This is a genomic window from Variovorax sp. 01T439_2, assembly GCF_056398445.1.
The window spans coordinates 1-10905 of sequence record NZ_JBFTPJ010000437.1; the positions used below are offsets into that span (position 1 = coordinate 1).

At 65.9% G+C, this 10905-nt stretch carries 12 protein-coding genes; 9 read left to right on the plus strand and 3 right to left on the minus strand.

The genetic code is table 11. The annotated features are described in order from the left end of the window. The 9 genes from AC1DOC_RS19750 to AC1DOC_RS19790 all read left to right on the plus strand — a co-directional run. A partial coding sequence (locus tag AC1DOC_RS19750) for a bacteriophage T4 gp5 trimerisation domain-containing protein (protein WP_478130334.1) occupies nucleotides 1–616 on the plus strand: 616 nt, incomplete at its 5' end. 26 nt (nucleotides 617–642) lie between these two features. Next, a complete protein-coding gene (locus AC1DOC_RS19755) occupies nucleotides 643–1125 on the plus strand; it encodes a DUF6484 domain-containing protein (protein WP_478079610.1) in 483 nt (160 codons plus the stop codon). A 19-nt stretch (nucleotides 1126–1144) separates the two neighbouring features. Then, nucleotides 1145–2266 (plus strand): DUF2169 family type VI secretion system accessory protein, encoded by a 1122-nt coding sequence (locus AC1DOC_RS19760; protein WP_478079609.1) that lies wholly within the window; start codon nucleotides 1145–1147, stop codon nucleotides 2264–2266. Continuing rightward, a complete protein-coding gene (locus AC1DOC_RS19765; RefSeq protein WP_478079608.1) occupies nucleotides 2263–3294 on the plus strand; it encodes a hypothetical protein in 1032 nt (343 codons plus the stop codon). Before AC1DOC_RS19760 ends, AC1DOC_RS19765 begins: the two co-directional genes overlap by 4 nt. After that, nucleotides 3291–4460 carry a PAAR-like domain-containing protein gene (locus tag AC1DOC_RS19770; protein WP_478079607.1) on the plus strand — a complete coding sequence of 390 codons (1170 nt, stop codon included), beginning with the start codon at nucleotides 3291–3293 and terminating at the stop codon, nucleotides 4458–4460. Before AC1DOC_RS19765 ends, AC1DOC_RS19770 begins: the two co-directional genes overlap by 4 nt. A 111-nt stretch (nucleotides 4461–4571) precedes the next feature. Further along, a complete protein-coding gene (locus AC1DOC_RS19775; RefSeq protein WP_478130335.1) occupies nucleotides 4572–5300 on the plus strand; it encodes a beta propeller repeat protein in 729 nt (242 codons plus the stop codon). A gap of 50 nt (nucleotides 5301–5350) precedes the next feature. After that, nucleotides 5351–6595 (plus strand): TIGR02270 family protein, encoded by a 1245-nt coding sequence (locus AC1DOC_RS19780; RefSeq protein WP_478130336.1) that lies wholly within the window; start codon nucleotides 5351–5353, stop codon nucleotides 6593–6595. 82 nt (nucleotides 6596–6677) lie between these two features. Then, entirely contained in the window at nucleotides 6678–8324 is a 1647-nt protein-coding gene (gene tagH, locus AC1DOC_RS19785; protein WP_478079604.1) for a type VI secretion system-associated FHA domain protein TagH, read from the plus strand. A 55-nt stretch (nucleotides 8325–8379) separates the two neighbouring features. After that, nucleotides 8380–9219, plus strand: a complete 840-nt coding sequence (locus tag AC1DOC_RS19790) for a PP2C family protein-serine/threonine phosphatase (RefSeq protein WP_012745708.1) — start codon at nucleotides 8380–8382, stop codon at nucleotides 9217–9219. 26 nt (nucleotides 9220–9245) lie between these two features. Here AC1DOC_RS19790 and AC1DOC_RS19795 read toward each other — a convergent pair whose 3' ends face one another. The 3 genes from AC1DOC_RS19795 to AC1DOC_RS19805 form a co-directional block, all read right to left on the minus strand. Next, nucleotides 9246–9785: a peptidoglycan recognition protein family protein gene (locus AC1DOC_RS19795; protein WP_278876438.1), complete on the minus strand. Its 540-nt coding sequence runs from the start codon at nucleotides 9783–9785 to the stop codon at nucleotides 9246–9248. A gap of 27 nt (nucleotides 9786–9812) precedes the next feature. Next, a complete protein-coding gene (locus AC1DOC_RS19800; RefSeq protein WP_012745710.1) occupies nucleotides 9813–10373 on the minus strand; it encodes a hypothetical protein in 561 nt (186 codons plus the stop codon). Between the two features lie 72 nt (nucleotides 10374–10445). Then, on the minus strand, nucleotides 10446–10905 hold a 460-nt coding region (locus AC1DOC_RS19805; RefSeq protein ID WP_478130337.1), incomplete at its 5' end, for an Hcp family type VI secretion system effector.

Here is a 10905-nt window from a genome sequence, read left to right on the forward strand (position 1 = left end):
CAACGAGACCATCACCGTGCACGGCCAGCGCACCGAAACGGTGGACAAGAACGAGACCATCACGATCCACCAGAACCGCACGGAGACGGTGGACCTGAACGAGACCATCTCCATCGGCCAGAACCGCTCGATCACGGTGGGCGCGAGCGAGACGGCCACGGTGGCACTGCAGCGCACGCATTCGGTGGGGATCAACGAGACCATCACCGTGGGCGCGGCGCAGGAGATCACGGTGGGGGCGATGCAGGCGGTGACGGTGGGGGCGAGCCAGACGATCAATGTGGGCGCGAACCAGTCGAGCAGCATCGGGGCGAACCGGTCGGTGGATGTGGGGGCGGACCTTTCCACCACCGTGGGCAAGAACGAGTCGCGCAGCGTGGGCGAAGGGCGCACATCCAGCGTGGGCAAGGACGACGCGCTCACCGTCGGGAAGAACCTCGTGATCGATGCGGGCGACTCCATCTCCATCAAGACAGGCAGCGCCAGCATCACGATGAAGAAGGACGGGACCATTGTGATCAAGGGCAAGGACATCACGATCGAAGGCTCCGGAAAGATCAACGTCAAGGCCAGCAGCGACGTGGTGATCAAGGGCTCGAAGATCTTGCAGAACTGAATCCATCACATGACGGAGAACCGACCATGAGCGGCAGGGATCTGATCGAAGCGCAATTGCAGGTGGCCACGGCCACCATGACGTGGAATGCCGTGGCGACGGGCGAACTCGTCGCCATCACTGACGAGGGATGCACGCCCCTTGTCGTGTTCCCGGGCCAGCCTGGCACCGCGGCCGTGCGCGCGCGCAGCGTGGTCGATCTGCATGGCGTGCACATCGGCCGGCAGGTCGTGCTGATGTTCGAGGCGGCAGACCCGGCCCGGCCCGTCGTGATGGGCGTGCTGCGCAGCGGGGACGGATCGCCCTTGCCCGCGATGCCATCGCAGGTCGATGTGGAGGCTGACGGCAGCCGGATCGCCGTGAGTGCGAAGGAGCAGCTCGTGCTGCGGTGTGGCAAGGCCAGCATCACGCTCACCAAGGCCGGCAAGGTGCTGATCCAGGGCAGCTATGTGTCGAGCCGTTCGACGGGTGTCAATCGCATCAAGGGCGGTTCGGTGCAACTGAACTGATGCACCCGGAGAGAAGCTCGTGGAACTGATCAACGCCACTCGCATGGTCGCCAGCTACAACATGGGCCTGGAGCCCAGTGGGCGGGAATCGCTCGTGGTGGTCATCAAAGGTACCTTTCGCATGCCGCCGCCCGATGCGCCCGCCGGTCATTTCGCGTTGCACGAGGAACAGGTGCCGCTCGTGATGGCCGATACCTTTACCGGCGAGCCGGGACTCTCCGCGCCGGTCTATGAGGTCGACTTCGCGCCGCACAAGCAGCGCTGCGACATCCTGTTGCTGGGCAGCGCCTACGCACCGCAGGGGCGACCCGCCACGCGGGTCGAGGCCGGTGTGCGCGCGGGCAATTGGAGCAAGAGCTTGGCGGTTGTCGGTCCGCGCCACTGGGAATGCGGGCCGCTGGGCGCTACGGCCTCGCCGCCCGGCGTGTTCGTGCAGCAGCCGCTGTCGTACGACGTTGCCTTTGGCGGCGCCGACCTCCGGCACGAAGATCTGTCGGAACATGCTGCTTTCATGCCCAACCCCGTGGGTCTTGGTTTCCATAAGCACATCCGCATGGACTGGGTCGACGGGACCCCATTGCCGCGCACGGAGGAAATCGGCCATGCGGTGCACGACCCGGGCGGCAATTACCGGCCAATGGCCTTCGGCCCCGTGGGGCGCGGCTGGTCCACTCGGTCGTGCTTCGCCGGTACCTACGATGACGAGTGGCTGGACAAGCACTTTCCGTTTCTGCCGCCGGATTTCGATCCGCAGTACTTCCAGGCAGCGCCGATGGACCAGCAGGTACCGCTGGAGCTGTTCCAGCAGGCACCGATCGATGTGGTGCTCGGCAATCTCACGCCAGAGGGCATCACGCGCTTCACCATTCCGCATCTGGTGGCGCCGGTGCATGTATTTCCCAGACACGGGGCGCGCGAGGACTACACAGCCACGCTCGACACGGTGGTGATCGAGCCCGATGCGCAGCGCTTCACGCTGTCGTGGCGAGTGACGAGGCCGCTCAAAAAGAGCCTGTTCGAGATCGCACAGGTGCTGGTTGGGAAGAAGGGACGGGAGTGGTGGCAGCAGCGCGAGCAGGTCCCTTTCCCGATTCCGGTTGTGATGATTCCGATGACCTCAGATGAGGTTGAAACCGAATGAATTCGCGTGCAATCGCCATTCTTCGCAGCGGCCTGGTGACGCCGGTGGGGCTGGACGCCGAATCGAGCTGCGCCGCGTTCCGGGCCAAGCTGACGAACCCCGTCGAGACGCGCTTCATCGACGCGGGCGGAGAGTGGATCATGGCGCACGAGGTGCCGCTGGCGCCTTTGTGCCGCGGGCTCCCCAAGCTGACAAGGATGGCCGCCATGGCAATCGAGGAAGCGTTGGGAAAAGTGCCACGCAGCCAGTGGGGACAGTTGCCCTTGATCCTTTGCGTGGCGGAGCCGATGCGGCCCGGACGGACATCGGGGCTGGACGACGAGCTCTTCCTGCAGATACAGGAAGAGCTCGGCAGTGCCTTTGCGCCCCAATCGCAGATCATCGCGCAGGGCCGTGTCGGGGTTGCCGTGGCGTTCGCGCAGGCGCGTGCGCTATTGATCGAGTCCGGCATGCCACAAGTGCTTGTTGCCGCTACGGACAGCCTGCTCTCATGGTCGACGCTGAGCCACTACGAGCAGAGTGATCGCCTGCTGACGGCCCGAAATTCCAATGGCTTCATGCCGGGCGAGGCGGCCGGCGCGATGTTGCTGGGTGAACCGGAGGGAAACGCGGGAGAACTGCTCTGCACCGGCGTCGGATTCGGTCTCGAAGAGGCTCATGTCGAAAGCGAGGTGCCGCTGCGCGCCGAGGGGCTCTCCCAGGCCGTCAAGGCTGCGCTGGCCGATGCGGGGTGCCAGATGCATCAGATGGACTTCCGCATCACCGATCTTTCGGGAGAACAGTACTACTTCAAGGAGGCTGCGCTGGCACTCTCGCGCACGTTGCATGTCCGAAAGAAGGAGTTTGACATCTGGCATCCCGCCGAATGCACTGGCGAGATCGGCGCCGCGGTAGGGCTCGCCATCGTTTCTGCGGCCCAGGCTGCCTGCGAGAAACAGTACGCCAAGGGGCCGAATATCCTCGCGCACTTGGCCAACGACGCGGGGCAGCGAGCGGCGCTCTGCCTGCAGTATCGGATGCCGGTATGAGCAACCAAGTCTATGCCAACAACATGGAGATATCGTGCAAGCAGGCGGCGGGCAAGTCGGTCTGCGCGTTCCCGGATGTGTGCTTCACGCTGCCGCAGACGCCGGCAACGCCGCCCGGCGTGCCGATCCCGTATCCGAACACCGGCATGGCCACCGACACGAGCGATGGTTCGACGACCGTGCAGATATCAGGCCAGGAGGTGATGCTCAAGAACAAGAGCTATTTCAAGAAAAGCACCGGAGACGAGGCGGGATGCGCGCCCAAGAAGGGGGTCGTGACCAGCAAGAACATGGGGAAGGTGTACTTCAACGCGTGGTCGATGGACGTCAAGGTGGAGGGCGAGAACGTTGTGCGCAATGTCGACCTCACCACGCACAACCATGCATCGTCGCCGGGGAATGCGCCGCCCTGGCCGTACATCGACGAAGCAGCGTTTGCAGGCACCGGTCCATGCAAGGACGTGGCAAAGGCACTGACGGATAAATGCGGGCCTCCGCCCAAGCCGCACCAACGCAAGGGCTGGGTCAAGAAAATGTGCGACAACCCGGACTCCTCGTGCCGAGACGCCATGAAGTGCGTCCTGTCGCCTTACGCCCCAAGCGCCAAGCACAGCGATGGAAAGAATTCGCAAGGCAATTGCTGCCCGGGAAAAACGCCGCATCACCTGATCGAGGTCCATTGCTTTACGCCGATCGGCGGCAGAGAAGGAGGACATGTCATGTCCGAATTCAAGAATGCAAGCGGGGAGGGGTACAACCAGGGAGCCGCTCCATGTATGTGCGTCGATGGTCCACGAGAGGCCAAGCAGCATGGTGAGTTTCATGCGGTGCAGCAGCAAATCGAAACGGCCTACAACAAGCGCCTTTTTGCGCCCAAGACAGTGATGAGCGACGGCAAAGGCATCTCGAACTGGACCTATGGCGAAGCCAGGGATGCGGGTGTCGCTGCCCAGACGATCGTCATGCCCGAATGCGACCCGGAATGCACCAAGGCGCAACTCGACGACTATCACAAGAAGCCTCCGCCGGATGGCCCCGGATGCGATGAGCACACGCCGGTGCGATCGGACATGGGGTCCGATGGCCGCTCGACGGGTACGTTGAATTCCGGCCAGGAGGCAAAACTTGGCCGGCGCTTGCTCACGGTGCTTGCCAAGGGCTTCTGATTTCAATCTTCAATCCGCATGCCATGGCCTCAGAATCCTTTTTTCTCCAATTCGGTCCTGGTCTCGTTGAAAACGATCACTCGGTGAGGGTGATCTGCGAGATCGAGGTCGATGACGGCAAGCAACCGGCGCTTGCCCGTTGGCATGGGCCTCAAGCGGGTTGGACTTTTTTCCCGATGCAGTGGATGCCGGTCCGGCTGGCGCAGCTCGAACTTCCGCAACCATGTGTCTTCGCACTCGGCGGCGACGGAACCGTCGGTCTCGGCTACGGTGTACGCGGCCGGCATGGGCAGACAGGTCTATCGAAGGGCGGATGCAGGTGTCTGGGAGGTGCTGGACCCGCCAAAGGTGCCAGTTCCGGGCGAGATCGACATATGTGGCTTCACGTCGATCGACGGCGTGGATGAAGACGAGATATGGGCTGTCGGATATCGCGGTGAGATCTGGCGTGCAAGCGGCTTGCAATGGTCGGAGATGGCGAGTCCCACCAACTTGACGCTCCATGTCGTCAGGACTTTCAAGAAGCACCTCGTGTTCGCAGCTGGAAAGATGGGGCTCGTTCTCGGTTTTGTGGATGACGCGTGGCGCGTCCTTGCGCAGATACCAGGCGGTGAGGACATCTGGGATCTCGAATGGTTTGGCGGGCAATTGTTTGCCGCTACCTCGACGCGATTGTTCAAGCTCCTGCCCGACGCGACGTTCGAAGAGGTTGCCGTTCCCGGGCTGACTTCGTTTGGATACCTTCATGCCAACGATGGCGTTCTGTGGTCGTTCGGCACGCTGCAGCTCGCCTGGACGACCGATGCCATTGTGTGGACCGCGCAGACCCCGACCCTGTGAACACAGCCCACCCGATGTTTGCGGCTGCTCGCCCTCCCATCCCTTTCGTCGTGCAGCAGCACCTCGACAACGCCAGTGTGCTGCGCTCGACACGCGCGGTGCTGGTCCGCGCCCCGCATGTCCAGTTGCACCGGCTGAGCCGCCTGGACGAGCGCCTGGCGGCGAGCCTCGATGGACTGGCGATCGCCGGCGACTTCGCGCGCGGTCTCTGCATGGCGGCCCTCGAAACCCCGGGGCGGGGAGCGATGTTCGCGAACGCCATCGGTGCCATCGACACCCGCGACCCCGCGCTGCTCGAAAGACTGCTGTCGCTCGCAGAAGCCGTGCCCGAGGCGCGGGCCGGATTGGTCTCCGCCTTCGGCTGGGTGCCGGCCCCCGAGTTGCGCGGCATCACCCGCGCACTGCTGGATTCGCCGCATGCCTTTCGCCGGGACATCGGCCTGGCCGCATGCGCCATGCATCATGCCGACCCGCAAACTGTGCTCGAAACCGCCATGGCCGATGAAGAGCACTCCGCGCAGGCCATCGTTGTCGCCGGCAAGCTGGGCCGCATCGATCTGCTGCCCGGCTGCCTGGGCGGGCTGATGCACGAGGACGCCGGACGCCGCTTCGAATCGGCCCGCGCAGCGCTGCTGCTCGGCGACCGGCAGGACGCGCTCCGAATGCTCGTTGCGTTCACGGGCGAGGGCGGTCCTTGCCAGGCGGCAGCTGCGATGCTGGCGCTCAAGGTTCTTCCCACCGAACAGGCCCATGCGCTGCTCCAGTCGCTCGCCCGGAAGGAGGACTCGGTCCGCATCCTGATCCGCGGGATCGGCGCCGCCGGTGACCCGCACTACGTGCCCTGGCTCATCGCGCAGATGGGCGACCTGAAGCTCGCGAGGCTGGCCGGCGAATCCTTCAGCACGATCACCGGGCTGGACCTCGCCGCCGAAGATCTCGAGTTGAAGCCTCCGGAGAACCCGGTGGCCGGCCCCAATGACAACCCGGACGACGAAGACGTTGCCATGGACGAGGACGAAGGCCTTCCCTGGCCCGATGCCGAAAAGATCGATGCGTGGTGGCAAGCCGACGGACACCGCTTTCCGCACGGCATCCGATGCTTCGTGGGCGAACCAGTCACGCAGGGGCACTGCCTCGCCGTGCTCAAGACGGGGTTCCAGCGCCAGCGTATCGCCGCCGCCGAGCACCTGTCGCTGATGGCGCCGGGCAGGCCGCTGTTCAACGCGGCGCCGTCGCCGCATGGCTGCAATGGCATACCTCTTAAGGCGAGATTGCCAACCCGCTCCACGGAATGAATACTCCTTCTGAGTTTTTTCGCCCGTGCATGCGCGGGCTGTGTTCGGGCGTAGAAGGGCATAGAGCCTCGGGGGCAGATTCATGATCCATATCGCTGTCATCACCCGGCAAGGCGCTCCGGCGGGGCAGCCCATCGCTGCCGATTTCGGGCCCAACGGGGGCACCATCGGGCGCGCCGACACCAACACGCTGGTGCTCGACGATCCGGACCGCACGGTTTCGCGCGTGCACGCGCAGGTGCTGTGCCGCGACGGCCAGTACTTCGTCATCGACCGCGGCAGCAATCCGATGCAGTGCAACGGCGTGTCGCTGGGCTCGGGCAAGGAGGCTCCGCTCGCGGATGGCGCGCGGCTGATCGTGGGCAGCTTCGAACTCAGCGTGCGCATGAGCGCGGCCGCGCCGCCGGCATTGGCCATTCCCAACACCGTGATGTCGGCGCCGCTCGGCGCCGCCCCCGCGGCCAGCACCAGCGACGATCCCTTTGCCGACCTGCTTGCGGGGCTCGGATCGCCCGCGCCTGCCGCGGCCCGTGCATCCGGTGCCAGGGCGGCCGCGCCGGCAAGCGCGGATCCGCTGCTCTTTCCCGACCCGATGGAAAGCGGCTCGCGCAACGCGCAGGCCGCGCAGGTCGATCCCTTCGCCAACCTGCTCGGGCCCACGCCGTCCGCTGCGCCGGCCGCAGGCTTCGGTGCGCTCGACGATTTCTCCGACCTCGGCGCGCCGCCCGCGCACGGCAAGGCCGCCGGCATCGACGAGCTCTTCGGCGGCATGGGCGGTGGCGGCGGCATCGGCGGCGATCCGCTCGCGCTGTCGCCGCTGGCCGACCCGCTGCTGCAGCCGAACACGGCTTCGTCCGCCGATCCGCTGGCCGCATTGCAGAGCGCGGCGCCGCCCACGCCGACACCGCGCTCCGATCACCTGCCGATCGACCAGTTCGGCTTCACGCCGCCGAAGGCGATCACGCCGGTTCCGGCCGCCGCGCCGGTGGAAGCGCTGCCGCGCTTCGACGACATCACAGGGCAGCCGATACGCATCAGCGGCCCTGAGGTCGCGAGCCGGCCGTTCGAGCCGCTGCCGCCACCACCACCGCCGCCGCCCGTCCAGCGGGCGCCCGCCGCGGCCCCGCGCACCGCATCCGACGACGAACTGCTCGCCGCCTTCCTGCGCGGCCTCGCCAGCACGCACCAGCCGCCCGAGATGCTCACGCCCGGCCTCATGGAGCGCATCGGCTCGATCCTGCGCAGCGCCACCGAAGGCACGCTGCAGCTCCTGCTCACGCGCCAGGAGTTCAAGCGCGAAGTGCGCGCCGAGGTCACGATGATCGCGGCGCAGGCCAACAACCCGCTCAAGTTCTCGCCCACCGTCGAGGTCGCGCTGGCCCACCTGCTGGGCCCCGGCGTGCGCGGCTTCATGCCGCCCGAGGCCGCGATGCGCGATGCCTTCAACGACCTGCGCGCGCACCAGTTCGGCGTGATGGTGGGCATGCGCGCGGCGCTGGCCCATGTCATTGCGCGCTTCGAGCCTGAAGAGCTCGAGAAGAAGATCAGCGCGAAGTCGGCGCTCGACACGCTCTTCAGCGCCAACCGCAAGGCCAAGCTCTGGGACCAGTTCGTCGCGCTCTACGGCGGCATCGCGAGCGAGGCGGAAGACGACTTCCACAGCCTCTTCGGCAAGGCCTTCCTCGAAGCCTATGAAGAGCAGATGGCGCGCCTCAAGTCGGACACCTGAAGAACGCTCTCTCAGGCACCACTACAACAGCACCAGCAAACGCGAGGCACCCCGCTTGGAAATCGAAATCGTCACGCTGTCCCGGCAGGGCGGCCGCAACTACAACGAAGACGTCCACGGCCACTGGCACGACGAGCGCTACGTCGCCTGCCTGGTGGCCGACGGCGCCGGCGGCCATGGCGGCGGCGATGTGGCGGCGGCAACCACGCGCAGCAGCGTGCTGGGCGGCTTCTCGGCGGCGCCGGGGCTGGACGAGTTCACCTTGCGCACGCTGGTCGAGCAGGCCAACCGCGACGTGGTGGCGCGGCAGTCCGAAGGCGGCAAGCTTGCCGGCATGCGCTCCACGGTGGTCTTCGCGGCCATCGACCTGGAGAGCCAGGCGCTGGCCTGGGTGCACAGCGGCGACAGCCGCGCCTACCTGTTCCGCGGCGGCGCCATCGTGGCGCGCACCACCGACCACAGCCTGGTGCAGCAGATGGTGGCCGGCGGCATGCTCGACGAGGAAGGCGCGCGCCTGCATCCGCAGCGCAACATGCTGCTCTCGGCGCTCGGCTCGATCGAGGAAGCGCCCGACATCACGGTGTCCGACCGCATGCGCCTGATGCCCGGCGACGTGCTGCTCCTGTGCAGCGACGGCGTGTGGGAGCCGCTGGGCGACGAGTGCCTGGTCGACACGCTGCACGCCTCGCGCACGCCCAGCCAGTGGACCGAGCAGCTCGACGCGCAGATCAAGGCGCACGCCAAGCCGGGGTACGACAACTACACGGCGCTCACGCTGTGGGTGATTCCCGATGACGTCGACGACGCCACGCGCCTGATGCCGGCGGCCGAGGAAGAGACGATGCCGGCGTCGATCGAGGAACCTTCGGCGGCGCCCGGCAAACTGCCGGATTGACGAACCGGGGCCGGACCCGCGGGAATCTAGCCGCCGCTCAATCCCACGGCAGCGTCCACGATGTCCTGCAGCTGCGCGATGACCGGTTTGCCGGGGCAGGGCTTCGACTTGGTGAACATCGCGTGGTACGACAGGCCGCTGTCGTCCGGCGTGGCCGCGAGCTTCAGCGGCACGCCGTATTCCCCGTTGAGCCACGCGAGCAGATAGCCGTTCATGCGGATCTGCATGTCGGTGAGCGTCTCGCCGTGCACCGCGACGTTCTCCACGCTGTACCAGAGATTGTCCACCTTCCAGCCGTCGACGGCCCAGGAGCGCTGCGACAGCGGAATGTACTGCGCGATCGTGCCGCCCTTGTCCACCGCGAAGTGGGCCGAGGCCGCGCGGTTTTCCCAGGTGGTCTTGAGCGAGCTGAGCAGGCTGTTGCCGTCGGTGATGTGGACGATCAGCCCCTTGATGCCGGTCTTCTTCATCAGGCCGGCAGCCCCCGGGCCGCCATAGTGCTTGCTCAGCGGGTAGTACTCGTCCGCATAGGGGTGATAGTCGTTGTCGTTCCACTTGCTGCTCATGCTCGAACTCCTGTTCGTTGGCAGGTGTCAGGGCTTCTTCGGCCGGTACGCCTTGAGCTTGCCGCTCACCGTCACGTCCACCGTGACCACCACGAGAGCCGACTCCGTCTTGCCGTTGTCCTGCCGCTTCATCGGCTTGCGGGTGGTGGTCGAGGTGGAGCTGCCCTTCCAGCGGATCGTGCTGGCGCGCACGGGCTCCTTGTTGCCCTGGTGGTTCTGCTCCAGCACCGTGATGGCGCCGGTGCCCGGGTTCTTGGAGAGGATCGAGGTGTGGTGCGGATGGCCGACCGTTACGTAGGGGCTGTCGGTCCAGCCCGTGCCATCGGCAAAGGTGACGTCGGTGGTGGTGGTCGTCGTCATCTCGTAGTCGCGGTACTGCAGGATGTCGCCGGGAAGCGCATCCTTGAGCGCGACTTCGTTGCCCCAGATGTAATCGTCGTCGTCGCCCATCGGGCCGAAGTCCGACGAGGTGCCGGCGCCGGCCTGGCCGAGGGCCGAGTTGGCCAGGTCCCAGCATTCGCCCGCGCCGATCTGCTTGCCCAGCTGTGCGCTGGCCCACTGAAGGACCGTGGTGTTGAGTGTGGCCATCGCGTCTCTCCGGCTGGAAGGTCAATCAAGGGGCGGCCGCCGTCCACCGGGCGGCCGTTGGCGCAAGGCGCCTCAGACCTTCTTGTTGGCGGCGATGTCCCAGCCGGTTTCCTTGGTGCCGTCGCCGGAACCGTCGGCCTTCTGCGGCGTGTACTCGTACTTGAACTTCGAGAAGTTCAGCGTGATGGTCTCGGTCAGGCGGTCTTCGCCGCCGCTGCCGCCGGTGTGGATGTTGCTGACGATGATGTCTTCCATCGTGAGCTTGATGTACTCGAGCGGCGTGGCCCCGGCCTTGCGGACCACCAGCGTGCCCTTCTTGATGTGCTGGCCGTTGCAGCAGTCGAGCAGCAGCAGGTGCGAGGAGGAGTCCACGTACTTGGTGACCGAGAGGTCCTGCACGCTCACCTTGCCTGCGCCCGAGCCGCCGCCGACGTGGCCGGTGCCCGATTGGCTGGCACCCCAGCTCCAGGAGAGAACGTCGATCTCCTTCTTGTGCGAATCGTCCTTGGATTCACCGTCGACGCCCTCGAGC